This is a genomic window from Streptomyces marianii (assembly GCF_005795905.1).
In the GTDB taxonomy this organism is placed as follows: Bacteria; Actinomycetota; Actinomycetes; order Streptomycetales; family Streptomycetaceae; genus Streptomyces; species Streptomyces marianii.
On record NZ_VAWE01000001.1, the window covers coordinates 5690565 to 5715822 of the forward strand.

Below are 25258 nucleotides of genomic sequence, written 5' to 3' on the forward strand. Positions count from 1 at the left end.
AGCGCGGTCAGTTGCCCGCACTCCCTGACGAAAACCCACGGCCAGGTCTACCCTGATGTCGTGCCGGACGACGTGGGGGGCAGGCCGTTCCCGGACGGCCGGGAGCCTGACGACGACCGCGGAGGCGCGGACCAGGACTTCGCCTCCGTGGTGTTCGACGAGGACTTCGTACGGGCGGCCGAGATCCATGAACCGAGCGCCGTGGAGCGGCTGCTCGCGGCCGCACAGGCACGTGCCGAGGCCGAGGCGGCCCGTGCCCGCTCCGGGGCCGTCCCCGCCGACGACGACCTCTACGACGACGGTTACGGCCCCGCGGGCGAACACGGCAGGGAGCACCCCTACGGGGACCTCGACCCCGACGGCCTCGACCGCTACGCGGACCCCTACGGACCGCACGGCGGCGCGCTGCGGCCCTACCGGGGCTCGGCCCGCTGGCACCGGCCTGTCGCCTGGGTCCTCGCCGTGGTGATGGGCGTCGGCATGGTCGCCCTGGCCTTCACGGCCGTGTACCGGGGAGCGGCCGCCAACCGCCAGGACCGCGTCCCGACACCCGCCACCACCGGTGTCGACGCGCCCGCCAAGGGCGCCGTCCCCGACCGGGTCACGGGCCCCTCCGCCTCGGCCCAGTACTCCGCGCCTCCCGTCTCTGCGGCCCCCCGCATGCCCTGACCCGGAGGTCCCGTCCCACCGGGTCGCGGCGCCCGGCGGGTCCCCTCGCGCCGCACCCCGGCCCGCGGCAGCGCGTTTACGCGGCTCCCCGCAGACCTACTCTGAAGATATGGCAGGGCGTGGAGACCCACCTGAGGGGACACCCGAGGGGCTCCCCGGCGGAAACGACGACGAGTACCGGTCCGTCGTCTTCGACGAATCGTTCGTTCGCGCTGCCCGCCTCCAGGAGTTCTCCGCGCAGGAACGGATGGGGGACCACGCCAAAGCCGTCCGCAGCCGCCCCGGACGGGGGCTGCGCAACGGGCCCAGGCACTTCCTGGTGCTGATGCTGCTGATCGCGATGGCCTTCGGCACCGCCGTCTACATGGGCGTGCGACACCCCTACCGGCCGCCCGGGACCCAGCCCGTCCAAGCGCTGCGGACCGTGGTCGTCCCGCTCGCCCCCGAGGGGACCGTGCCCGGGGGCGACCCGGCCGGACTGTACGCCCGCAGCCCCGCGGCCGACTTCCGTGTCGGAGCGGCCGGCATCACCCATCCGGCCGTACGGCACACCAAGAATTTCTCGGACGACCAGGTGACGACCGCGCTGACCATCGCCAAGGACTACCTGGTGGCGTCCTCCCTCGACCCCGCGGTGCTCACCGAGGGCGCCGTGCGGCCGGTTCGGGTACTGCTCGACCCGGACCAGCTGAACCAGTTCGACCGGTCGATGAACGCTCCCGAGGACGACGGGCGCCACGCGGCGACCGGCTGGCTCGTCCGCTTCGACCCGGACCGGATCGCCCTGGCCGCCCCGGAGGTACGGGTCCGGGGCACGCTGGCCTTCGCCGAAGCCGGTCCCGACACGCTGGAGGTGACCTCGGACCACACCTTCGCCTACGCGGTGCGGCCCGCGGGGAACGAGACCGGCGCGCCCACCGCCGCGGACGGGCGAGCCGTGGACACGGCCTCCCTCTTCACCGTCCGGCGCCAGCTGCACTTCCGCTTCGACCGCGACGACCTTCGCACTCACCGGGCTGAACTGCTGCTCAGCCATGTGCAGGCCGGCCCCATGTCCTGCTCGGCCGACGCCGCCGCCCTGATGGAGCCCCTGCTGGCGGGTCAGCGGGCGACCGGCAGGGGACCGGCAGGCACCGACCCGTACGACACGCGTCGCGCCGCCCCCGCGGTCTGCGGAACCCTCACGACCGGCACTCAGCCCTCGGGCTGACCCGTCGTCCCAGGACCGCCGTCCTTCGGCGAGTTCCCGTTGCCGCCGCCACGGTGCCCGCCGGCCGACGGGCCGGTGAACCTGTCGCGCAGACGGCCGCCCAGGTCGCCCGCGCCGCCGGCTATGTCGCCGACCAGCTTCATCAGCGGATCCTTGCTGCTGCGCACCGAGTCCGCGTAGTGCGACGCGGACTCGCGGAACGAGTCGGTGACGGAGGTGTCCTTGTCCTCCGTGCGCCGCGGGTAGTGGCCGTCCATGATCCGCTGGTAGTCGCGGCTCTCCGCCCACTTCTTCAGCTCGGCGGCGCGCACGGTGGTGAAAGGATGCGTTCTCGGCAGCATGTTGAGGATCTTCAGCACGGAGTCCCGAAGATCGCCCCCGGCCTCGTACTCCTCGGCCTGTTCCAAGAAGGCGTCCACGTTCATCTCGTGGAGGTGGTTGCCACCCGCGATCTTCATCAGACCGCGCATCGAAGCCTGCAGATCCTGGCCCACCAGCAGCCCTGCCCGGTCCGCGGACAGCTCCGACTTGCGGAACCACTCCCGCAGCGCGGTCACGATCGCCATGACCGCCACATTGCCCAGCGGGATCCAGGCCACCTTCACCGCGAGGTTGGTGAGGAACAGCAGGATCGTGCGGTAGACGGAGTGGCCGGAGAGGGCGTGCCCCACCTCGTGGCCCACGACCGCCCGCATCTCCTCCTCGTCCAGCAGCTCCACCAGGCCGGTGGTGACCATGATGATCGGCTCGTCCAGGCCGATGCACATGGCATTGGGCTTCGGGTCCTGGGTGACGTACATCTGCGGGACCTTCTCCAGGTCCAGGATGTAGCAGGCGTCGCGCAGCATCGTGTGGAGGTGCGCGAACTGGGCGTCGCTCACCCGCACCGAGTCGGAGAGGAAGAGCAGCCGCAGACTGCGCTCCGGCAGCAGCCCGCTCAGCGCCTTGAACACGGTGTCGAACCCGCTCAGCTTGCGCAGGGCGACCAGCGCCGAACGGTCCGCCGGGTGCTCGTACGCCCGCGAGGAGATCCCCGGGAAGCGTGTGCGGTGCCTGCCCGGTACGTTCTCGGAACTGCTGTCGGTCATGGTGCCCCCTGGTTCTTCACACGTCCTGCCGGCGTCGCGGGTCGTGACCCGTCCCCCTGACAGACCCCACACTAGGCGCTGGGGTTGCGATGCGGCGGGGGCTGTGGACAACTGCGCCGGGACCGGTTTCCACAGGGCGGCGCCCGCCCGGCGGACACCGCGCACGCCCGTGGGACCGGGACGGCGAAACCGACAACGACTGAGTCGGCGTGAGCGTGCCCGGAGCGCACGCATACGATGTGCCCGAAGTCTCCGACTCCGATCGATAGGGCCTGCAGAAGATGAGTCTCGCCAGCACCGCCGCCACCCTGGTCACTCTCGCCGAGGGAGCCGAGCACGGTGGCAGCCACCAAAGCCTCAGCCCCTACCTCACCGGTTTCGGCGCGCTGGGCGCGCTGCTCCTGCTGCTGTGGATCACCACCCGCTTCAATCGCGACCGCTGAGACGGAACCGAACGGCCGTGCCAGTAGGCTCTGCACGCATGGGACAGCAGGAAGCGCCTACGACCGGCCGCGGGAAACGCCGACTCGGCGTGATGGGCGGGACGTTCGACCCGATCCACCACGGACACCTGGTGGCCGCCAGCGAGGTGGCGGCCCTGTTCCACCTCGACGAGGTGGTGTTCGTACCGACCGGACAGCCGTGGCAGAAGAGCCACAAGGCGGTCTCGCCGGCGGAGGACCGGTATCTGATGACGGTCATCGCCACGGCTTCCAACCCGCAGTTCTCCGTCAGCCGCATCGACATCGACCGCGGCGGACCGACGTACACGATCGACACCCTGCGGGACCTGCGGGCGCTCAACACCGACTCGGACCTCTTCTTCATCACCGGGGCCGACGCGCTCTCCCAGATCCTCACCTGGCGGGACGCCGAGGAACTGTTCTCACTCGCGCACTTCATCGGCGTCACCCGGCCGGGACACGACCTGACCGACGACGGGCTCCCGAAGGGCGGCGTCTCCCTCGTGGAGGTGCCCGCGCTGGCGATCTCGTCCACCGACTGCCGGGAGAGGGTCGCGCAGGGCGATCCGGTCTGGTATCTGGTGCCGGACGGTGTGGTGCGCTACATCGACAAGCGCCAGTTGTACCGCGGCGAGTGAGCCACGGAGAGGGGCACCGGTGAACGACCAGCAGAACCCGTACGACCCGTACTACCCGCAGCAACCGCAGATCATCGGCTATGACGAGTACGGGCAGCCGGTCTACCAGCAGCCCCAGCACGACCCGCAGTCCCACGGTTACGACGCGTACGGCCCGCAGTCCCAGGACCGGCACCAGTCGCGGTACCAGCAGCCGGCGCCCCCGGAGCCCCAGGGGTACGGCTACGACCCCTACGCGCAGTCTCAGCAGCACCCCCGGTCGCCGCACCCCCAGTCGTACGACCCGTACGGCCGGCAGCAGCCCGTTCCGCACCCTCAGTCCCAGCAGCCGCAGGAGGGCTACGGCTACGACGGCCACGGGTACGACACGGGTCGGCAGGCCGCCGTCGACACCACCCGGCAGTGGAGCGTCCCGCCCCAGCAGCAGCCCACCGCCCCGCCCGGGCCCGACGAGCGGCACCGTCCGGACCCGCCCGGGCCGGACCGGGGCGCCCCCGCCGTACCCGGACAGCGCCGCCGCGCGGGCGGCGGCGACGGGGACTACCGCACCGAGCAGTTCTCCTTCGTCGAGGAGCCGGACGAGGACTCCGAGGACGTCATCGACTGGCTGAAGTTCACCGAGAGCCGTTCCGAGCGCCGTGAGGAGGCGAAGCGGCGAGGGCGCAACCGGACCGTGGCGCTGGCCGTCGTCCTGGCCCTCGTGCTCGCCGGCGGCGTCGGCTACCTCTGGTACGCGGGCAAGCTGCCCGGCACCTCCGACCCCGGGGGCGCGCAGACCACCGCGACCGGCCCGGAGAAACGGGACGTGATCGTCCTGCACCTCCACAACACCAGGAAGAAGGGCACCTCGACCGCCCTCCTCGTGGACAACGCCACCACCAGGCAGGGCACCACCGTCCTGCTCCCGAACTCGCTCTCCGTCGCCGACGACGAGGGGGTCGCCACCACCCTCGGCAAGTCCGTCGACGAGGACGGCACCACCGGCACGCGCGAGTCCATCGGCAACCTCCTCGGGACCCGTGTCAGCGGCACCTGGCGCCTCGACACCCCCTTCCTGGAGAACCTCGTCGAGCTGGTCGGCGGCATCGACATCACCACCGACACCGACGTGCCCGGCGCGAAGAAGGGTGAGGCGCCGCTGGTGAAGAAGGGCGAGAACCAGACGCTCAACGGCCGCATGGCCGTCGGCTACGCCACGTACCGCGCGCCCGGAGAGGCCGAGGCCAAGCAGCTCCAGAGGTTCGGCCAGGTCATGTACGGCGTGCTGCGGAAGATGCCGAGCGACGCCAAGGCCGCCACGGTGACCGTCGAGACGCTGGCCCAGATCCTGGACCCGTCACTGCCCGAGAAGGATCTCGGGGCGTCGCTCGCGAAGCTCGCCGAGCACGCCAAGGGCGGCGACTACAAGACCGCCGTGCTGCCCGTCCAGGACGACGGCAGGCTCGGCCAGGAGGCGAGCGACAGCGTGGTCAAGGACGTCCTCGGCGGCCGTGTGAGCGCACCGGAGCAGGGCGCGGCGGTCCGCGTGGGCGTCCGCAACGCCAGCGGCGACGGCGATGCGACCGAGAGCACCAGAATCGTCCTGGTGAACGGCGGTTACGCGTTCGTGGACGCCGGCGAGGCGGAGCCGGAGTCGTCGACTCAGGTCGTCTACGGTGACGCGGCGCAGAAGCAGAACGCCGTCGAGGTCGCGAAGACGCTGGGCCTGGACGAGAGCGCGGTCGAGAAGGGCAGGGCCGCCTCGAACGCCGACGTGCTGGTGGTCCTCGGCCGGGACTACGAACCCAGGTGATCCGCCGGCGTCGTGAGCCGCGGGACGGAGGGTGCCGCTGGCCCGGGTGATCCGGGCGCGCGCCTTCGGGCGGCCCCGCGGGGTGCGGGGCGCTGCCGCGGTGAACGGCCGCGTGGGTTGTCGGCGGTCCGTGAGACCCTGGAGGGGTCCCGACCGCCGACGAAAGCCTGCTTGTGACCGCTACGGACCGTTCCCTCGAGCTCATCAACGTCGCCGCACAGGCGGCCGCGGACAAGCTCGCGCACGACATCATCGCCTACGACGTCAGCGATGTGCTGTCGATCACGGACGCATTCCTCCTCGCCTCCGCCCCGAGTGACCGCCAGGTCAAGTCGATCGTGGACGAGATCGAGGAGAAGCTGCTCAAGGAGCTCGGCGCCAAGCCGGTGCGCCGTGAGGGCGACCGCGACGCGCGCTGGATCCTGCTCGACTACGTCGACGTCGTGGTCCACGTGCAGCACAGCGAGGAGAGGGTCTTCTACGCCCTCGAGCGGCTGTGGAAGGACTGCCCCGAGCTGCCGCTGCCCGAGGACGCACTGAAGACGCGTGGCAAGGCGGAGGAGCACGCCAGGCTCAGCGGGGACGGCAGTGGATCGGACGGTGAGCTCAGCTGAGCCGCAGCGACACCGGCAAGGGCCGCGGCCGCCGCATCGTCCTGTGGCGGCACGGCCAGACGGCCTGGAACCTCGAGCGCCGGTTCCAGGGTTCCACGGACATCGAGCTGACCGAGACCGGCGTCAACCAGGCACGCCGGTCCGCGCGGCTCCTGGCGTCACTGAAGCCGGACGCGATCATCAGTTCGGACCTGAGGCGGGCGGCGAGGACGGCGGACCAGCTCGCCTCGATCACCGGCCACGAGGTCACCCACGACTCCTCACTGCGCGAGACCTACGCGGGCGTCTGGCAGGGCCTGACCCATGAGGAGATCGTCGAGCGGCACGGCGAGGAGTACGCCGCCTGGAAGCGTGGCGAGCCCGTGCGCCGCGGCGGCGGCGAGCTGGAGACCGAGGTCGCCGACCGGGCCTCGCCGGTCGTGCTGCGCCATGCGGACAAGCTGCCCGACGGGGGCACGCTCGTCGTGGTCAGCCACGGCGGCACCATCCGCACGACGATCGGCCGGCTCCTGGGCCTGGAGGCCCACCACTGGGAGGGCCTGGGCGGCCTCTCCAACTGCTCCTGGTCGGTCCTCGGCGAGGGTGCCAGGGGCTGGCGCCTGCTGGAGCACAACGCGGGTACCCTCCCCGAGCCGGTCCTCGGCGACGACGACTGAGCCGGCCGTACGGCTGCGGTTCGTGGACCGCTCCGACGCGTCCGTCGGGGGAAGCCCTCGGCGGGCCCTCAGGGCAGCTTCCGTGGTGCTGAGGACCACCGTGCGGCCGCTCCCGGACCACCGTGCGGCCGCTCCCGGACCACCGTGCGGCCCGCCACGGACCCGCCCCGGGCCCGGCGGACGGCCCGGGACCGGCCGGATTTCACTTTCCGGCTGGTCACAGGCTAAGGTTCTTCTTGTTCGCAGCGCGGAGCGCGAAGAACGCGAGGGGCTATAGCTCAGTTGGTAGAGCGCTTGCATGGCATGCAAGAGGTCAGGAGTTCAATTCTCCTTAGCTCCACAAGCACCATCATCCGGATCCCGTCCCCCGTAGGGGGCGGGATTTCGTCTTTCCGTGGGCCGTTGCGCACCCTGGCCCCACGGTCGTGATGATCTCCGGAACGGTGACGCACCGGTTCGCCGACGCCGATGACCCCCTCGTCCCGCCATGGCAGAATCGGGACGGCTGAAGGGGGACGAAGGCCTGGACGGGAGGGAGAGGCGATGCCCGGAGGCGGCAACGAGGAGAACGACGACCAGCTCCTCGCTGCGAACGCCCGCGCAGGCCTCAGCTGCCCCTCATGTGGTTCGTCCCACGTTGCCCAAGTGCTCGGCGACAACGGAGGTATCTCGTACGTGTGCACCGCCTGCGGCCACAGCTGGAGCTGAATGATGGGTGCACACCGGAGGAAGTGCGACTGGTGCGGCAGCGGCACGCCGATCGTCCGGGACATGGACCCGGTCAACCCCGAGTACCAGTACTGGTGCGAGGAGTGCGCGCGGGCACTGATCATAAAAGGCGACCCCATCGAGACCTACCGTGAGCTGGAGGGGGAGCCGATCTACGGACGACTGCTCGACGAGCACTGCACGCTCAAGCGCTTCTACTCCTTCGCGACGGCCTGACGTCCCTGAGTGTCCGCCCGGTGCCGCCGAGTGCCGCCGACGCGGCGACGGCCGCGGGCGCGGAACGGGCCGAAATGCTTATGTCGCCTATTCCCAGGGCCGGTTCGGGCCGCCGGAGTCATGGCGCACCCGCGACGGCGCGTACGAGCGGAAGACCGTCCCGGTGCCGCGCGCGGCACCGGTTCGCGGTCTCGACGAACGAACAGGTCGTTCGGGGACACTTCGGCCGTGCGTCGCGCCCTTCGGGGCGCCGTGAGAAGGCGGAGGCGGGCGCCTGCGGCGCCGAGGCCGCGTGTGTCGAGCCTCCGGATGGTGGCGGGTGCCATCACGATCACGGTCGTGAAAGCGGACGTCATCGCCCGTACCGGTGCGGATCGGAAACGATTTGGTGAACCACCGGGGGGACCGTGTAATGTTCTCTGTGTCGCCGCGGGGGAGACCCGAGAAAGTAAAGCGGTTGACAGCAAGGGGCTATAGCTCAGTTGGTAGAGCGCTTGCATGGCATGCAAGAGGTCAGGAGTTCAATTCTCCTTAGCTCCACAGCAGCTTGTCAGAGCACACGGAAGAGGGCCATCCGATCGGATGGCCCTCTTCCGTGTGTCAACCCTGGCCGCTGCCAAGCGCCTTACGGTCACCGCCGGGCGGCAGGGCCGGTTTGCTGCCCCGCGGGGCCGGCGCCTGCTCGATGCGCAGCGCCAGCGCGGGACAGCGGCGCACGCCGCGTTGCGCGCGCCCCCGCAGATGCATCGGAACCGCTGCCTCCGCCACGGAGGGGTAGCCGTCGGCGCCCATACGGATCAGCTCTGGCACGATCTCCGCGCAGATGCCGTGGCCCTGGCACAGCGTCCAGTCCACCGCGAGCTTCTCGCCGCTCGGAATGGACTCCTGCGCTTCCTGGCCGCTGGGCCCGGGCAGCGGCAGCACACCGACGGTCTCCCGGCCGCAGCCGCCGTGCAGGACGTGCGCGGCCAGATCGTCCGTGAACGCCGACAGCGTCGAGGCGAAGAACCGGGCGGAACCGTCCGGGTGCTTGCACGCCCCCCGGCCCTTGACGGCCTGCGTGACCTCGCGCAGCGCCTCCAGGGCGGCCGGCCCGCCGCCGTTGATCACGTCCGACAGGCCGCCGGCCGCCGCGGGCAGACCGAGCTTGCACGGGCCGCACTGGCCCGCCGTCTCGGCCGCGAGCCAGTTGGCCACGCGCTGTGCCTCGCCGAGCGGGCACGTCTCCTGGCCGATCGGGAGGATCGCTCCGGCGCCGAGTGCCCCGCCCACGTTGGACAGCGACTCCCGGGAGATCACGGCCTCGTGCGTCGCGGCGGCGTCGATCCAGTTGCCGTGGTAGCCGCCGGTCAGCACGCCCTGGGGCACCGGCGGGGCGCCTGCGAGCTGCAGCACGTACCGCATCGGCACACCCGTCGGCACCTCGATCACCATGGGGCGCGCGACCGCTCCGGAGACCGTCAGCATCACCGTCCCCGGTTCGTTCTCCAGGCCCGTGTGGCCGTACCTGCGGGCCCCGATCCGGGCTGCCACGGCGAGCTGCGCGAACGTCTCCGCGTTGGACAGCAGCGTCGGCGCCCCGGCCACACCGGACTCGGCGGCGCGCTCCCGGCGGCCGGGAGGCAGCGCGGGGCCGCCGTTGATGGCCCGGATGATCGCCGAGGCCTCGCCTGAGACCATGCGCTCGGGGTTGCGCTGGACCCGAGCGCGCAGCTGCTGTCCGCGCCGGTCGGACAAGCCTCGCTCGGCCAGCGCCGCGCGTATGGAGACCTCCGTGGAGTTGCGGGTCACCGCGACGATCAGGGTGCGGGCGCCCAGTGCCTCGGCGGCGAGCAGTGCGCCGTCCAGGATCAGGTGGGGTGCACGGTTGACCATCACCGTGTCCTTGCGGCAGGCCGGTTCGTCCTCACTGGCGTTGATCACCACGACGGGCCGCACACCCCGTCGGATGGCGGCCTTGGCGACGGCCCGCAGCTTCTGGGCGAACGGGAAGCCCGCGCCGCCGCGACCGCGCAGGGATATGTTCTCGGCCAGCTGGGCCAGCCGCTCGCCGCTCATGGGTTCGAGCGGGCCGTGCACCTTCAGGTGCATGGACAGGTCGAGACGTTCGACCAGGTCGAATCCCTGGGTGAGCTGGGGCAGGCCGACAACGCGGACTTCGGGGACATCGGGGAGAGGGGCGTTCACGGTCGTTCTCCTGCAGGTGCGTTCCAAGGTTCCCCGGCCGTGGGCGGATACAGCGGGCCGGGCGGCGGCTGGGTCTCGTCGAACGGGCCCGGGAAGGGCTCGGCGGACGGGCTGCCGTCGTAGCCGCCGGGCGTACCGGCGGTGCCGTACGGGGAGACGGGTTCGTACCCGGCGCCCGACGGCGACGGGTACGACTCGCCGTACGGGGAGGTCGTGCCGGTGTCGTACGGGGCCGACACGGGCGGCGGGGGGAAGGCCTGGGCCGGCGGGGGCGGAGACGGCGTCGGCCAGCTCGCGGAGCGGGGGGAGGAGTCGTCGGGGACGACCGGCAGCTCTTCGGTCATGGGGACGCGCTCGGCGAACGGCACGTCGTCCGAGGAGCGCCCCCGCGGCGGAGTGGGGCCGCCGGCGCGCGGGGAGGGGTCACCCGCCCGGGACACGGCGCGGTAGGCGGCGGAGATCCCCGTTCCGGGACCGTCGCCGGACGGCGGCCCGCCCATGGCCTGGCCGGCGCCCGGGAAGGAGCCCGTGGCCGGCTCGGACGAGGGCGTCGGTGCCGTGTCGTAGAGCTGCTGGGTGGCCTCGTACAGCTGCGGCGAGGGGGCGGCGAGGCGGCGAGCCTCGCCGCGCGAGGCGCCGAGCGGCTGCCCCAGCGGGGACCCGAGCGGTGAACCCAGCGGCCGGCCCGGCGGGTCGCCGAGGTCGGCGGCGCCGCGCGGGAACTCGCGCTCGAAGCGCGCCTGGGGCTGCGACGGAATACCGGACGTACCGGGGAGGGGCGCCGACGCCATGTCCCGTACGTTCTGCTCGTTGGCTCGGGGGACATCGCCGGGCGCGCCGGTCAGGCTCGTGATCCGCTCGACGATCTGCCGCTTCACCGGCAGCGGTAGCAGCCGCAGTGACACGGCGGCGGCGACTCCGAGCAGCGCCAGGCTGTACATCGCGGTCACCCAGCCGGCGGCGGGGCGACCCGCGTAGAGGCCGTGCACGAGAGCGAAGCACCAGGCCGGGTACGCCAGCATGTGCAGCGCCCTCCAGCGGCCCGCGAAGCGGCCGTTGCCGGCGAGTGCGCTGCGCGCGGCGCCGGTCGAGCCGGCGACGACCATCAGCAGACCGGCGAGCGAGCCGAAGCCGATGAGCCCGGACGTGCCGGTGATGCCGAGGCTGAACGGCACGAGGGCGCCCAGCAGTTCGACGTGGTCGAGCGAGACCTTGACCGTGGCGTGCAGCAGCAGGAAGCCGAGTGAGGCGACGGCGGTGCTTCTGTGGATGGCCTGGGCGAGCAGGCGGTGGCGCGTGGAGAGGAACACGCGGTCGGTGGCGATGAGGCCCCAGGCGACCGATGCGGTCAGGGAGACCAGGGACAGTACGCCGGCGGCGAAGTCCAGCGCGGCCCGGAAGGCATCGTTGCCAACGATGGCGAGCAGCGGGATGAGCACGAGAGCAGCGGCGATCAGTCCGCCCTGTGCCTGCCGGCTCATGCCCGGTTCACCGGGGGACGAACGGATCTTGCGACGAGGGTTCATGGGGGCTCCGAATGGTGCGGGAAAGCGGTCCCGTCGTCGCACTCTAAGTGGCGTCATACCAGTGGGTACGAGTTTTCGAGGTTTAGTGGTCAGCCTGACCGACAACTGACTCTGGGGTTGCCCCGGATAGGGGTGATACGCCGAGTAACTTGGGCCTTCCGAAACGGTTCTTCACTCATGTGGGCGATGTTCTCCACTCACCCTGCGGGCCTCCGCATCCCTTCGGGAGCCGTTCGGCGGAGCGGACGACGCCTGGCAGAGCCGCACATTCGGGGCCTCCGGGTCCGGTTCCGGACAGGGCCGTGGAGCGGTGTTCCCGCCGGTCCCACGGCTCCGTCCCGTACCCGGCGGGCGGACACTCTGTGCGGCCGGAAGGTGGCCTGCTGTACCCTGGCGCCATGCGTGCCGTACGCCTTCTGCTTAGCGGGCCGCGCTGATCAGTCCCGACCGGTGATCTCCCGGTCGGAATCGGCGCGGCGTCCCCTCCTGTGCGAGGGGATTTTTCGTTTCAGGCAATCGCAGGCAGAGACGATCGATGGAGCTTTAAGGATCATGAGCGAGACGAATTCCTCCCCCGCGGCCTCCGGCACGTGTGGGACCCCCTCCGCGGAGGCGGTCGCACCCCACCGCTACACGGCGGCCATGGCCGCCGACATCGAGGCACGCTGGCAGGACTTCTGGGACGCCGACGGCACGTACGAGGCGCCCAACCCGAGCGGCGACCTGGCCGGGGACGCCGACCTCGCGGCCCGCCCGAAGAAGTTCATCATGGACATGTTCCCGTACCCGTCGGGTGCGGGCCTGCACGTCGGTCACCCCCTGGGCTACATCGCCACCGACGTCTACGCCCGGCACCAGCGGATGACCGGCCACAACGTGCTGCACACCCTGGGCTTCGACGCGTTCGGCCTGCCCGCCGAGCAGTACGCCGTCCAGACGGGCACGCACCCGCGCGTGTCCACCGAGGCCAACATCGAGAACATGAAGATCCAGCTGCGCCGGCTGGGCCTGGGGCACGACAAGCGCCGGTCGTTCGCGACGATCGAACCGGACTACTACAAGTGGACCCAGTGGATCTTCCTGCAGATCTTCAACTCCTGGTACGACGAGGACGCCGGCAGGGCTCGCCCGATCGACGACCTGGTCGCCCAGTTCGAGAGCGGCGAGCGCGTCACCCCGTCCGGGCGTCCCTGGAGCGAGCTGAGCGCCGCCGAACGCGCCGACGTCCTGGGCGGCCACCGCCTGGCGTACGCCTCGGACGCTCCGGTCAACTGGTGCCCCGGGCTGGGCACCGTCCTGGCCAACGAGGAGGTCACCTCCGAGGGCCGCTCCGAGCGCGGCAACTTCCCGGTCTTCAAGGCCAACCTGCGCCAGTGGAACATGCGCATCACCGCCTACGCGGACCGGCTGCTGGACGACCTGGACGCGCTGGACTGGCCGGAGGCCATCAAGCTGCAGCAGCGCAACTGGATCGGCCGCAGCGAGGGCGCACGCATCGGCTTCACCGTCGACGGGCACGACGACGCCCGCATCACGGTCTTCAGCACCCGCCCCGACACCCTGTTCGGCGCCACCTACATGGTGCTGGCGCCCGAGCACGAACTGATCGACTCGATCCTGCCCGCCGAATGGCCCGATGAGGCCAGGGGCAAGGACGCCTGGACAGGTGGTGCGGCCACCCCCGCCGAGGCCGTGGCCGAGTACCGCAAGCAGGCCCAGACCAAGAGCGACGTCGAGCGCCAGACCGAGCACAAGGACAAGACCGGTGTCTTCACCGGTGCCTACGCCGTGAACCCGGTCACCGGCACGCGCATCCCGGTCTTCGTGGCCGACTACGTGCTGATGGGCTACGGCACCGGCGCGATCATGGCCGTCCCCGGCCAGGACGAGCGCGACTGGGAGTTCGCCGAGGCGTTCGGCCTGCCCATCGTCCGTACCGTGCGGCCCCCGGAGGGCTGGGAGGGCGAGGCGTTCACCGGCCAGGGCCCGGCGATCAACTCCTCGAACGACGAGATCTCCCTGGACGGCCTGGAGGTGGCCGAGGCCAAGGCGAAGATCACCGACTGGCTGGTGGCCAAGGGCATCGGCGAGGCGACCGTCAACTTCCGCCTGCGTGACTGGCTGTTCAGCCGGCAGCGCTACTGGGGCGAGCCGTTCCCGATCGTCTACGACGAGGAGGGGGCGGCCCACGCGCTGCCCGAGTCGATGCTGCCGCTGGAGCTGCCGGAGGTCGACGACTACTCGCCGCGCACCTTCGACCCGGACGATGCCGACACCCAGCCCGAGACCCCGCTGTCGCGCAACGCGGAGTGGGTCGACGTCGAGCTGGACCTGGGCGACGGGATCAAGCGGTACCGTCGCGAGACCAACACCATGCCGAACTGGGCCGGTTCGTGCTGGTACGAGCTGCGCTACCTGGATCCGCACAATGCCGACAAGCTGGTCGACCCGGCGATCGAGCAGTACTGGATGGGCCCCCGCGAGGGGCAGCCGCACGGCGGTGTGGACCTGTACGTGGGCGGCGCCGAGCACGCCGTACTGCACCTGCTGTACGCCCGCTTCTGGTCCAAGGTGCTGTTCGACCTGGGGCACGTATCGTCCGCCGAGCCGTTCCACAAGCTGTACAACCAGGGCATGATCCAGGCGTACGTGTACCGGGACGCTCGCGGCTTCCCGGTGCCCGCCGCCGAGGTCGAGGAGCACGACGGCAGGTTCGTCCACGGCGGCGAGTCCGTCAGGCGCGAGCTGGGCAAGATGGGCAAGTCCCTGAAGAACGCGGTCACCCCGGACGAGATCGCCGCCGAGTACGGTGCCGACACCCTGCGCCTGTACGAGATGGCGATGGGCCCGCTGGACGTCTCCCGTCCCTGGGACACGCGTGCCGTCGTCGGCCAGTACCGGCTGCTGCAGCGCCTGTGGCGCAACGTCGTCGACGAGACGACCGGTGAGGTCACCGTCGTGGACGCGGAGCCGGACGAGGCGACCCTGCGCGCCCTGCACAAGGCCATCGAGGGCGTCGGCCAGGACATGGAGGCGATGCGCTTCAACACCGCCATCGCCAAGATCACCGAGCTGAACAACCACCTGACCAAGACCGGCGGCCCGGTCGCCCGCTCGGTGGCGGAGCGCCTGGTGCTGCTGATCGCGCCGCTGGCCCCCCACATCGGCGAGGAGCTGTGGCGCCGGCTGGGCCACTCCGGCTCGGTCGTCCACGAGGCCTTCCCGGTGGCCGACCCCGCGTACGTCGTGGACGAGACCGTGACGTGCGTCGTGCAGGTCAAGGGCAAGGTCAAGGCCCGCCTGGAGGTCTCCCCGTCGATCGCTGACGCGGAGCTGGAGGCGCTGGCCGTGGGCGACCCGGCGGTCGTGGCGGCCCTGGGGGGCGCGGGCATCCGCAAGGTGATCGTGCGGGCGCCGAAGCTGGTGAACATCGTCCCGGCCTAGCCGGGACCGCTCACGGGCCGGGCCCGGCAGTCCGCCGGGCCCGGCCCTGATCTTCCCCCTACGGGCAGGTTGGGGGTTCCGCTGGAACCCTCGGCCCGCCCGTTCCGTTTACCGTGGGAGGACACACCGCGTACGACTCGGAGGGGCGCCCATGGAAGCCGTCATCCTGATCCTGGCGCTGCTCTTCGTCGCCTTTGTGACGCTCGGGGTGTACGTGGGCGTCAAGGCGCTCGGTGCGGCCAAGCGGGGTGTGGACCGCACGATCGGCCAGGCACGGCGCACCGTCGAGGACACGGCGCTGCGGGCGAAGAGCTTCGGGCAGGTCGGCCTGGTCGGCGAGCTGGCTCAGCTGAGGCTCCGTCTGCGCACGTCGATGCGGGCCACGCAGGAAGCCCTGCACGCGGGGGTCGCCGAGGACGCGTCGCTGCGGGAGTCGATCGGCCTCTTCGAGCGGCTCAGCGTGCACGGGCGGGAGCTGGACGAGGAACTGCGACGGCTGGAGCGCGAGCCGGACCGCGGCAGGACCGCGGAGCGGCTACCGCAGCTGCGTGAGCGGGTCGAGCGGATCACCCACTCCGCCGAGTCGCTGCGCTGGGCGGCGCGGGACAGGGCGCGGTCGTTCGCCGAGGACGACCTGGAGTCGCTGACCACCCAGATCGACGTGGAGGCGGGAGCGCTGCGCGACTGGTCGCGCGCCGAGCCGATGTGGCCCGAGTCGGCCGAGGAGCCCTCGCGCCCGCCTTCGGCACAGGGGCCTCGGACCTCCTCGGCGCAGAATCCGCGGCCTTCGGCGGCCGCGACGGGCCCGGAGCAGACGTCGGGCGGATCGGAGCCGGGGACGGGCGCTCAGGAGCCACGGGCGATTCCGCCACGGGACCCGCGGCTCGCGATGAGGTACTCGTGGGACAAGTCCGCCCGTCCGGAGACCTCGAACTAGCTAGGTGTATCGCCCTGTGAGGTCGCCGTTCCGAGACCTCGAACCGGGACGCGGAGCCCGCCGGCCGGGCCACGCGGCCCGGTGGGCGCCGAGCGCTCCACGGGACCGCCGGGCTGCCCCGGACGGAGGCTGTTCGCCCGACGGAAGCGTGTGGTGGGGCGGGGTCGGGCTCCCGTGCGGCGGCCCCGGCGGGTAACCTCCCGCTCATGTCCCGCCATGTCGCGATCGTCACTGATTCCACGGCCTACCTGCCGCCGCGGACGATGGAGTTGCATGGCATCGCAGCGGTGCCACTGACCGTTGTGCTGGGGAACCAGGCCCTCGAGGAGGGCACCGAGATCTCGGCCCGTTCCCTCGCCCAGGCGCTCCAGAAGCGCCGTGCCGTGACCACGTCCCGGCCCAGCCCGGAGACCTTCGCGGCCGCCTACCGGGCCACGGCGGAAGCAGGGGCGACCGGCATCGTCTCGCTCCATCTGTCCTCGGAGTTCTCCGGCACCTACGACGCGGCGGTCCTGGCGGCCCGGGAGGCACCCGTCCCGGTGCGTGTGGTCGACACCGGCATGGTCGCGATGGCGTTGGGATTCTGCGCCCTCGCCGCGGCCGAGGCGGTGGACGCCGGCGGTTCCCTCGACGAGGCGGTGGCGGCGGCCGAGAAGCGGGCTGCGGGCACGTCCGCGTTCTTCTACGTCGACACCCTCGACTATCTGCGCCGGGGCGGCCGTATCGGTACGGCCCAGGCGTTGTTCGGGTCCGCGCTCGCGGTGAAGCCGCTGCTGCAGCTGGAGGGCGGCCGGATCGAGCTGAAGGAGAAGGTGCGCACGGCCTCCAAGGCGATCGCCCGGCTTGAGGAGATCGCCGCCGAGCGCGCCGGTACGGGACCGGTGGATATCGCGGTGCACCATCTCGCCGCGCCGGAGCGGGCGTCCGCGCTGGCGGAGCGGCTGCGGGAGCGGGTGCCGAACCTCGGGGAACTGCACGTCAGCGAGGTGGGCGCGGTGATCGGCGCGCACACCGGGCCCGGACTGCTGGCGGCGGTGGTCTCACACAGATGAGGACGCGGCGCCGCGGTGGGGCCCGTCCGTGTCGTGTGGTGGTGCGGGGCGCGGGTGCTGCCGCGGGCTGGTCGCCGTTCCGGTCGGACTGTCTCGTCACGCCGGAGAGTGACCGAGTTTTCCACAAAGGCCTGGTTGTCCACCGGAATTGAGGCTGCTCAGCAAGGTCGCAGGGAGATGCCTACCGTCGGATGGCATGAGTCACCGATCACGCTCTGCGACCAGCGGCCCGGGCCGCGGGCCTGCCTCGGACGTCCGTGTACGCCACCGGCGGCAGCGGCAGCGAGCCGGGAGCCACCCGGTGCCGGCCCCCGTCCCCTCGCCGGTGGACACGGCGCCGCCGTCGGCGGCGCGGTTACGCGCTCACGCCCTCTTCCGGACGTCCGGCGCACCCGGGACGGCGACCGGTCCGCCCGCGAGCTCCTGGGCGCCCTCGGCCGCGGGGACACCGGCGCCGGACCGAACGGCGGCCGGCCCCGAAGGCGTGCGAGACGCCGCTGCCACGCCCGAGCCGGGTCGCGGCCGGTCCGTACCGCCGCCCGGCTCGCGTGACCCCTCGGCAGCGGGCCGAGCCACCGCTGCCGGGCCGTCGCTGCCGGAGCGGACACGGCTGGCCCTGGCGGAGCGGATGCCGTCGTGGGTGCGGCTGCGCTGCGGGCTGGAGCCGAAGGCGCTGGCCGCTCTCGTGGTGGTCCTGGTCCTGGGGGTGGGCCTGGCCGTGCAGCACTTCTGGTCCGGGCGGCCGCAGCCGCAGCCGGTGCGCGCGCCCCAGCTGGTCGGGGAGGTCCCTCCCACGCCGGGGTCGACCCGGCCCGGGCCCTCGCCGGGCCCGCCGCCGGCACGCGAGCCCGCCGGGCGCATCGTCGTCGATGTGAGCGGCAAGGTCCGGCGGCCGGGCGTCCTCCGTCTCCCGGTGGGGTCCCGGGTCGCCGACGCGCTGCGGGCGGCGGGCGGGGTGAAGGCGGGTACCGACCTCACCGGCCTCAACCGGGCGCGGGTGCTCATGGACGGCGAACAGGTGGTCGTGGGTGTCCCGCAGCCTCCCGGCCCGCAGGGACCGCCGGTTGGTGCCGCCCCGGGCGCGGGACCACTGAGCCTCAACACCGCCACGGTGGAGCAGCTCGACACCCTGCCGGGTGTGGGCCCCGTACTCGCCCAGCACATCGTGGACTACCGCACCGAGCACGGAGGCTTCCGCTCGGTCGACGAACTCCGCGAGGTGACGGGGATCGGCGACCGCCGGTTCGCGGACCTCGAAGCGCTGGTGCGGCCGTGACCCGGGCGCCCGAAGATTCCCCCGAGTCCCGGCCGGATGCGGCCGAAGCCCGTGAGCACCCGGCCGATCTGCGTCTGGTGCTGCCCGCGCTGGCCGCCTGGGGCGCGGCGGCCCTCGCTCTGACGGCGCGGCCGCCCTGGCCGGGGGTGACGGTGCTGGTCTGTGTCGCCGTGGCGGGGGCGGTCCTGCTGTCCCTGGCCGTCCGGGCGGTACGCCGGCGTTCCTGGCAGGGGGCCGGCAACAGGGTCGCGGCCGCCGCCGTGCTGCTGTGCACCGCCGCCGGTACGGCCGCCGGCGCACTGCGCGGCGCGGACCTGTACCGGGGGCCGGTGCCCGAGGCGGCGCGGCAGTACGTCCCGGTCACCGCCGATCTGACCGTCACCACCGATCCGCGCACGACCCGGCCACGGGTGTGGGGCGATCGGGCGGCACAGACCGCTGTCCTGCTGGAGGGGCAGGTCGTCCGGGTCACCACACCGGAAGGGGAGTCCATCACCACCAGGGCGCCGGTCCTGGTGATCGTCCGGCCCGGCGAAGCGGCCCGCCCATGGCTGAGTCTGCTGCCGTCGACCAGGATCACCCTCACCGCCCGGGCCGAGCCACCGGCGGAGGGAGAGGGCCGGTTCGCGGCCGTACTGAGAGTGCGAGGCCCGGGGCCGCCCCGCATCACGGGGCCGCCGACCCCGGCGCAGCGCACGGCGGGGGACTTGCGTGCGGGGCTGCGGCGGGCGACCGAAGGGCTGCCACCGGACGCACGTGCACTGCTGCCCGGGCTCGTCGTCGGCGACACCTCCCGCATCGGCACCGAACTGCACGAGGCGTTCAAGGCGACCGATCTGACGCATCTGCTGGCCGTGTCCGGCAGCAATCTGGCGATCGTCCTGTTCCTGCTCATCGGCCCGCCGGGCCGCGCACTCAGAGCGGAACGAGGCGGTCTGGCACCCCGGTTGGGCATCTCACTGCGTGCGACAGCGCTGTCCGGCGGCGCGCTCACGATGGGTTTCGTCGTCGTGTGCCGACCGGAACCGAGCGTGCTGCGTGCCGCGGCCTGCGGGGCGATCACCCTGCTGGCCATCGGCACTGGCCGGCGCAGATCCCTGCTCCCAGCGCTGGCGGCGGCCGTGTTGCTATTGGTGCTCTGGGACCCCTGGTCGGCTCGCACCTATGGGTTCCTGCTCTCGGTGCTGGCCACGGGTTCCCTGCTCACCATGGCCCCGCGCTGGAGCGCGGCGCTGCGCCGGCGCGGGGTGCCGGGACGGATCGCGGAGGCCCTCGCCGCGGCCGCGGCGGCGCAGGCGGTGTGCGCGCCTGTCGTGGTCGTGTTCGCCGAGCGGGTCAGCCTGGTGGCGATTCCGTGCAATCTCCTCGCCGAGCCGGCTGCGGCGCCCGCCACGGTGCTGGGGTTCGCGGCGCTCTCCGCAGCACCCGTCTCGACAACCGCCGCGGAACTGCTTGCGCGCTGCGCCGGATGGCCGGCCGGGTGGATCGCCCGAGTCGCCCGCACCGGGGCCGGCCTGCCCGGGGCGCAGGCCGAGTGGCCCGGCGGCTGGTGGGGCGCGCTGCTGCTGGCCGCCGTCACCGCCGTGGGGGCGCTGCTGGTTCGCCGGCCGGTCTGGCGCCCCTGGCCGGCCGTGGGATGCGCCCTGCTGCTCGTACTCGCTGTTCTGCGGCCGCCCCCGCTGACCAGGATCGTCACCGGCTGGCCGCCGCCGCGCTGGTCGTTCGCCATGTGCGACGTCGGGCAGGGCGACGCTACGGTGCTGGCCGCGGGCGAGGGGTCGGCCGTCGTCGTGGACGCCGGGCCGGACCCGGCACTCACGGACCGGTGCCTGAAAGAACTGGGCGTCAGGAGCGTGCCGCTGCTGTTGCTGACCCACTTCCACGCCGACCATGTGGCGGGGCTGCCCGGCGCCCTACGGGGCAGAACCATCGGCGCGATCCAGACGACGTCCCTCGAGGAACCACGTGACCAGGCCGAGTTCGTGCGCCGGACCGCGACAGCCGCGGGAGTGCCGTTGATCCGGCCCGGGCGGGGGGAGCGACGGCGTGCGGGAGGGCTCACCTGGCAGGTGCTGTGGCCTGCCCCCGGCCCCGCACCGGGCCCCGGCGCGAAACCGCGGGAGCCGAACGACGCGAGTGTCACCCTGCTCGTGCGCACGGACGGCGGTGTGTCGCTGCTGCTCCTCGGGGATCTCGAACCCCCGGCGCAGCGAGGGCTGATACGGGCCCACCCGGCTCTCCCACGCGTCGACGTCCTCAAGGTCGCCCACCACGGCTCGGCGTACCAGCACCCCGCCCTACTCGCCGCGGCCCGGCCGAGGCTGGCGTTGATCTCCTGTGGCCGGGACAACCCGTACGGGCATCCGTCACCCCGGACCGTCTCCGCACTGCGGTCGCAGGGCTCGCTGGTGATGCGCACCGACATGGAGGGTTCGATCGCCGTCACGGGCTCCGGCCGGGAGCTGCGTGCCGTGGCCCGCGGCGCCCGGGCGCCGTGAGCTCCTCACCGCGAACTGGCAGGTGCGCGGCCCGGTGCGCCGATCCGGCGGCGGGCCCCGCCCGTGCGGTCGGTTCGTCCGGGCTGTTGGGCCCACCCGTCACGCCTGTTCGGGTCGGCTTCCGGGTGGTCGGTCCGGCCCCTGGTGGGGTCCGGCCTGCTGGTTCGGACTGGGGCGGGGCCGGGGGTTCCGGCCCTTGCCGGACCGATCTGGCTCGGCCCCGCGTCCTAGGACCCGTGGCGCATGGCGGGGCGTCCTGCCTTCGGCACAGACTGCATGCATGGACACCGCATCGCAGCCCTTGCCGACAGAGACCGTCGACGCCTATCTCCGCCGCATCGGTGCCGAGCGTCCCGACCGGGCGGACCGGGACGCCCTGCGCGAGCTGCAGCAGCGGCATCTGCGTTCCGTACCGTTCGAGAACCTCTCGATCCACCTGGGGGAGAACGTGGTTCTGGAGGACGAGCCGCTGCTGGACAAGATCGTCGGGGCGCGCAGGGGCGGGTTCTGCTACGAACTCAACGGCGCGCTCGCCGCGTTGCTGCGCAGCCTCGGCTTCGGCGTCACCCTGTTCCAGGCCCGGGTCTTCAAGGGGGACGGGCAGCTCGGCATCCCGTACGACCATCTCACCCTGCGTGTGGAGACCGTCGACGGCAGCGGCCCGTGGCTCGCCGACGTGGGCTTCGGCGATCACAGCCACTACCCGCTCCTGCTCGACGAACGGGGCGACCAGAGCGATCCGGCCGGCACCTTCCGTATCGCGGATGCGCCGGACGGTGACCTGGACGTGCTGCGGGACGGGGAGCCGCAGTTGCGGCTCGACCCGCGGCCGCGGGAGCTGGGGGACTTCGAGGCCGGTGCCTGGTATCACCGCACGTCGCCCGCCTCCCACTTCACCCAGAAGCTCGTCTGCTCCCGGCTCACGGACGAAGGCCGGATCACGCTGTCCGGACGCAGACTGGTCACGACGGCGCATGGTGGGCGCACGGAGCGCCAGCTCGGTGACGACGCCGAGATCCTGGCGGCCTACCGGGAGCACTTCGGGCTGGAGCTGGACCGGGTGCCGGAGGTCCGGAAGCACCGTGCGGGGGACACGGCACAATGTGGCGGTGAGTGATGTGAGGCATGTACTCGTCCTGCCCGACCGCGACGCCGCCGAAGAGGTCATCGAGGCGATCGGGGACCACTTCGGCGTGGACGGCGAACCCCAGTTGGTGCGGGACGCCCTGGCGGGGGAGGACGACGCCGAGGACGCACAGTGGCTGGTGGTCGTCGAGGACCCGGAAGGCCGTCTGAGCCCCGTCGAACTCGACGACTTCGTGGCCGACTGGGACGGCTGGCGGGAGGAGTCCTGAGCCGCCGCACGGGCGTCCCCGCGGCCGGAGATGGGCAGGCGTGCGTCTGAGCCGGCACCCGAGCCGCTGAACTCCACCGATCCCTTCGGGTCCCGGCGAACCCTGAGGCCCTTCCGTCCTTCCGGCCCCTCCCATCCCCGCGTTGCCTGCGTTCCCTGTGTTCCCTGCGTTTCCTCCGGCCCCCTCCGCCCCCTCCGCCACCTTCGGCTCTTTCCAGCCCCTCCGGCGGCCCCTCCCATCCCCGCGGTCCCTCCGCGGTCCCTCCGCGTCCCCGAGCCCGTCCCCGAGCCCGTCCCCGAGCACGGGCCTGCGCGTTCCGTCGCCCGACCGCTGGGCAGACGACGGTGTCGGTGGCTCATGGGATGCTGGACCGCGATGGCCACCAGGAAGAACACGAACGACGATCCCCTCGCCCCCGTCACGATCGCGGTGGGCCAGGAGGACCTGCTGCTGGACCGCGCCGTGCAGCAGGTGGTGGCGGCCGCCCGGGCCGCCGACGCCGACACGGACGTCCGCGATCTCGCCCCCGACCAGCTCCAGCCCGGCACGCTCGCCGAGCTGACGAGTCCCTCGCTCTTCGCCGAGCGCAAGGTCGTCGTCGTGCGAAACGCGCAGGATCTCTCCGCCGACACGGTCAAGGACGTCAAGGCCTATCTCGCCGTACCGGTCGAGGAGATCACGCTCGTCCTGCTCCATGCGGGCGGTGCCAAGGGGAAGGGCCTACTGGACGCGGCACGCAAGGCCGGCGCGCGTGAGGTGGCGTGCCCCAGGACGACCAAGCCGGCTGAGCGACTGACGTTCGTGCGCTCCGAGTTCCGCACACTGGGGCGGTCCGCGACCCCCGAGGCGTGCCAGGCCCTCGTCGACGCCATCGGCAGCGATCTCAGGGAGCTGGCGAGCGCGGTCTCGCAACTGGTCGCGGACGTCGACGGCACGATCGACGAGGCCGTCGTCGGCCGCTACTACACCGGGCGCGCGGAGGCCTCCAGCTTCACCGTGGCCGACCGCGCCGTCGAGGGCCGTGCGGCCGAGGCCCTGGAGGCGCTGCGCTGGTCGCTCTCGACCGGCGTCGCACCGGTCCTGATCACCAGCGCGCTGGCCCAAGGGGTGCGGGCGATCGGCAAACTCTCGTCGGCACGCGGCGGCCGGCCGGCCGATCTCGCGCGCGAGCTGGGCATGCCGCCCTGGAAGATCGACCGGGTCCGCCAGCAGATGCGCGGCTGGACGCCCGACGGTCTCGCCCTCGCCCTGCGCGCCGTCGCCGAGGCGGACGCGGGGGTCAAGGGCGGTGGTGACGACCCGGAGTACGCGCTGGAGAAGGCGGTGGTCGCGGTCGCCCGCGCGGCCCGCCTGCGCCGCTGATCCACCGAACGCCGCGCGGCCCCTGCTCGGCCCTGTCCCCCGCCTCGGTCACGTCCACCGCCCGTGCGGTTGCCGAAGACCTCGCGAACCTCGCTGCTCGGACCCTGCCGCGTGGACTCCGGCCCCGCCCGTTCCTACGGTGGCCACGCTGACGGCGCCGTAGGTCTCGTGCGGACCGAGGCGGACGCCGTCGCACAGCGGCAGCGAGAACAAGCGGCAGCGAGAACACGAGAGGCCTCCCTATTCGCACGACACGCGTTGTGGGAACGTACCGTGGCGGGTCTGGCAGGTCATGGCCATGCGTGGCTTCGCCGGCCTGACGCTGCGCGCCGTCGCCGCCGAACTCGGCGCGACGACCGGCCTGCTCACGCACTACTTCTCCACCAAGCAAGCCTTGGTGGAGCACGGCCTGGACCTGCTCGAACAGCGCGTCCTGCTCGGCCCCCGCCGTCACTCGGGCCAGGGGCCGGCAGCCCTCGGGGACGCGCTGCCGGACATCCTGCCGCTGAACCCGGAGGCCGTCGACGGCAACCGGATCCGGGTTTGTTCCCGGGACGCCGCGCTCTCCGCTCCCGGCCTGAGCGCCGACTACGCCCGCAAGTACGCCCAAGGCCCCACAGGTTGACCGAGCGGGTGGCCACGGCTCAGGAGCTCGCTGAACTGCCACCCGGCAGCCCCGCACGCATCGCGGCCGGTACCTGGCCCTTCGTCCTCGGCCTGTTGGTCCCGGCCCCGTTCGGTCCGGCGGGGTTTCCCCCACGGCGACAGGTCGAGCTCCTGGACGACTACCCGGCGTGCCTGAGTACCCGCGCCGACGCGGCAACGCTGGATCGACGGCAGCGGCAACATCGGCCGCAGGGACTCCGTCGACCCCGTCGACGGTCCGGCGCGATCCCGGCGGAGGCCTCTGAGCGACGATCGGTCGGCGAGCTGGCCGCCGCCTTCGCCCGAAGCCGAAAACCCCGCCCTCCCGAACTGGGGAAGAACGGGGAAGCGGGGTTCTCGGGTCCGGCCGGAGCCGGGAAGTCGGTGGATTCGCACCCGCGTGGCGAACGCAGGCCGCGTGCGAATCCGGGGTGCCGGTCCGGGGACGGATGAGAGAGGGCCCGTCTGGTCCGGTCCGGCGATCAAGTCGTCCGGCGGGTCACCCCGAGGGGGTCGCTGCCGGAGGTCCCGGGGTCACCCCCGGGGAGCGAGCTCAGCCCTGGAGGGAGGCAACCTTGGACGCCAGCGCCGACTTCTTGTTGGCGGCGGCGTTCTTGTGGATGACACCCTTCGAGACGGCCTTGTCGAGCTTCCGGTTCGCCTCGCGGGCCGCCACGGTGGCCTTCTCGACGTCGCCGGCGGCGACAGCCTCGCGGGCCTTGCGGATCGCGGTCTTGAGCGAGGACTTGACGGCCTTGTTGCGCAGGCGCGCCTTCTCGTTCGTCTTGTTCCGCTTGATCTGGGACTTGATGTTCGCCACGAAAGAGCCTTTTCAGGATTGATGATCTTTGAAGGCGTGTCCCGCACCCATGACCTTCGGGGGACGGCCCTTCCGAGGAC

22 protein-coding genes and 2 tRNA genes are annotated in these 25258 nt (G+C 72.2%); 20 read left to right on the forward strand and 4 right to left on the reverse strand.

What is annotated here, in order from left to right:
• Positions 1-60: 60 nt before the first annotated feature.
• Entirely contained in the window at positions 61-669 is a 609-nt protein-coding gene (locus tag FEF34_RS25785) for an SCO2584 family spore wall biosynthesis protein (protein WP_138055269.1), read from the forward strand.
• Between the two features lie 109 nt (positions 670-778).
• The gene (locus FEF34_RS25790) at positions 779-1879 is read left to right on the forward strand and encodes an SCO2583 family membrane protein (RefSeq protein WP_138055270.1); all 1101 of its coding nucleotides are present in this window, start codon (positions 779-781) and stop codon (positions 1877-1879) included.
• On the opposite strand, the gene FEF34_RS25795 is transcribed toward FEF34_RS25790, so the two are convergent.
• Positions 1864-2967 (reverse strand): M48 family metallopeptidase, encoded by a 1104-nt coding sequence (locus FEF34_RS25795; protein ID WP_138055271.1) that lies wholly within the window; start codon positions 2965-2967, stop codon positions 1864-1866. The two genes, FEF34_RS25790 and FEF34_RS25795, sit on opposite strands and share 16 nt — an antisense overlap.
• 281 nt (positions 2968-3248) lie before the next feature.
• On the opposite strand from FEF34_RS25795, the gene FEF34_RS41450 reads away from it, so the two are divergent.
• The 9 genes from FEF34_RS41450 (at position 3249) to FEF34_RS25830 (ending at position 8616) form a co-directional block, all read left to right on the forward strand.
• Positions 3249-3410, forward strand: coding sequence for a hypothetical protein (locus FEF34_RS41450; RefSeq protein ID WP_171053089.1), 162 nt, complete (start codon positions 3249-3251; stop codon positions 3408-3410).
• A gap of 38 nt (positions 3411-3448) precedes the next feature.
• Entirely contained in the window at positions 3449-4069 is a 621-nt protein-coding gene (gene nadD, locus FEF34_RS25800; protein ID WP_138055272.1) for a nicotinate-nucleotide adenylyltransferase, read from the forward strand.
• A gap of 19 nt (positions 4070-4088) precedes the next feature.
• Positions 4089-5861, forward strand: coding sequence for an LCP family protein (locus FEF34_RS25805; RefSeq protein WP_138055273.1), 1773 nt, complete (start codon positions 4089-4091; stop codon positions 5859-5861).
• Positions 5862-6034: 173 nt separating this feature from the next.
• Positions 6035-6475: a ribosome silencing factor gene (rsfS, locus tag FEF34_RS25810; protein WP_138055274.1), complete on the forward strand. Its 441-nt coding sequence runs from the start codon at positions 6035-6037 to the stop codon at positions 6473-6475.
• Positions 6472-7131: a histidine phosphatase family protein gene (locus tag FEF34_RS25815; RefSeq protein ID WP_138055275.1), complete on the forward strand. Its 660-nt coding sequence runs from the start codon at positions 6472-6474 to the stop codon at positions 7129-7131. The genes rsfS and FEF34_RS25815 overlap by 4 nt, the downstream gene beginning before the upstream one ends.
• Before the next feature lie 267 nt (positions 7132-7398).
• Positions 7399-7471 (forward strand) — tRNA-Ala (locus tag FEF34_RS25820).
• Positions 7472-7674: 203 nt separating this feature from the next.
• The gene (locus FEF34_RS41455) at positions 7675-7839 is read left to right on the forward strand and encodes a hypothetical protein (RefSeq protein WP_171053090.1); all 165 of its coding nucleotides are present in this window, start codon (positions 7675-7677) and stop codon (positions 7837-7839) included.
• Between the two features lie 3 nt (positions 7840-7842).
• On the forward strand, positions 7843-8076 hold the full coding sequence (locus tag FEF34_RS25825; protein ID WP_026277450.1) for a hypothetical protein: 234 nt from the start codon (positions 7843-7845) through the stop codon (positions 8074-8076).
• Positions 8077-8543: 467 nt separating this feature from the next.
• A tRNA-Ala gene (locus FEF34_RS25830) sits at positions 8544-8616 on the forward strand.
• A 60-nt stretch (positions 8617-8676) separates the two neighbouring features.
• Here the strand turns inward: FEF34_RS25830 and FEF34_RS25835 are convergent.
• Positions 8677-10263, reverse strand: a complete 1587-nt coding sequence (locus FEF34_RS25835; protein ID WP_138055276.1) for an NADH-quinone oxidoreductase subunit NuoF family protein — start codon at positions 10261-10263, stop codon at positions 8677-8679.
• Complete coding sequence (locus tag FEF34_RS25840; RefSeq protein ID WP_138057726.1) at positions 10260-11744, reverse strand: ferric reductase-like transmembrane domain-containing protein; 1485 nt, start codon at positions 11742-11744, stop codon at positions 10260-10262. The genes FEF34_RS25835 and FEF34_RS25840 overlap by 4 nt, the downstream gene beginning before the upstream one ends.
• 597 nt (positions 11745-12341) lie before the next feature.
• Between FEF34_RS25840 and leuS the strand changes: the two genes are divergently transcribed.
• The 9 genes from leuS (at position 12342) to FEF34_RS43170 (ending at position 24338) form a co-directional block, all read left to right on the forward strand.
• A complete protein-coding gene (gene leuS, locus FEF34_RS25845; RefSeq protein WP_138055277.1) occupies positions 12342-15233 on the forward strand; it encodes a leucine--tRNA ligase in 2892 nt (963 codons plus the stop codon).
• Between the two features lie 151 nt (positions 15234-15384).
• The gene (locus tag FEF34_RS25850) at positions 15385-16170 is read left to right on the forward strand and encodes a hypothetical protein (protein ID WP_138055278.1); all 786 of its coding nucleotides are present in this window, start codon (positions 15385-15387) and stop codon (positions 16168-16170) included.
• A gap of 206 nt (positions 16171-16376) precedes the next feature.
• Entirely contained in the window at positions 16377-17222 is an 846-nt protein-coding gene (locus FEF34_RS25855) for a DegV family protein (RefSeq protein ID WP_138055279.1), read from the forward strand.
• 196 nt (positions 17223-17418) lie between these two features.
• Positions 17419-18498, forward strand: coding sequence for a ComEA family DNA-binding protein (locus FEF34_RS42095; RefSeq protein WP_199800697.1), 1080 nt, complete (start codon positions 17419-17421; stop codon positions 18496-18498).
• Entirely contained in the window at positions 18495-20996 is a 2502-nt protein-coding gene (locus FEF34_RS25865) for a ComEC/Rec2 family competence protein (RefSeq protein ID WP_138055280.1), read from the forward strand. The genes FEF34_RS42095 and FEF34_RS25865 overlap by 4 nt, the downstream gene beginning before the upstream one ends.
• Before the next feature lie 280 nt (positions 20997-21276).
• Complete coding sequence (locus FEF34_RS25870; protein WP_138055281.1) at positions 21277-22113, forward strand: arylamine N-acetyltransferase family protein; 837 nt, start codon at positions 21277-21279, stop codon at positions 22111-22113.
• On the forward strand, positions 22106-22351 hold the full coding sequence (locus FEF34_RS25875) for a hypothetical protein (protein WP_138055282.1): 246 nt from the start codon (positions 22106-22108) through the stop codon (positions 22349-22351). Before FEF34_RS25870 ends, FEF34_RS25875 begins: the two co-directional genes overlap by 8 nt.
• Positions 22352-22726: 375 nt before the next feature.
• Positions 22727-23713 (forward strand): DNA polymerase III subunit delta, encoded by a 987-nt coding sequence (gene holA / locus FEF34_RS25880; RefSeq protein ID WP_138055283.1) that lies wholly within the window; start codon positions 22727-22729, stop codon positions 23711-23713.
• A 298-nt stretch (positions 23714-24011) separates the two neighbouring features.
• Positions 24012-24338 (forward strand): TetR/AcrR family transcriptional regulator, encoded by a 327-nt coding sequence (locus FEF34_RS43170; protein WP_234042559.1) that lies wholly within the window; start codon positions 24012-24014, stop codon positions 24336-24338.
• 573 nt (positions 24339-24911) lie between these two features.
• Here FEF34_RS43170 and rpsT read toward each other — a convergent pair.
• Positions 24912-25178, reverse strand: coding sequence for a 30S ribosomal protein S20 (rpsT, locus tag FEF34_RS25890; RefSeq protein ID WP_138055284.1), 267 nt, complete (start codon positions 25176-25178; stop codon positions 24912-24914).
• Between the last annotated feature and the right edge of the window lie 80 nt (positions 25179-25258).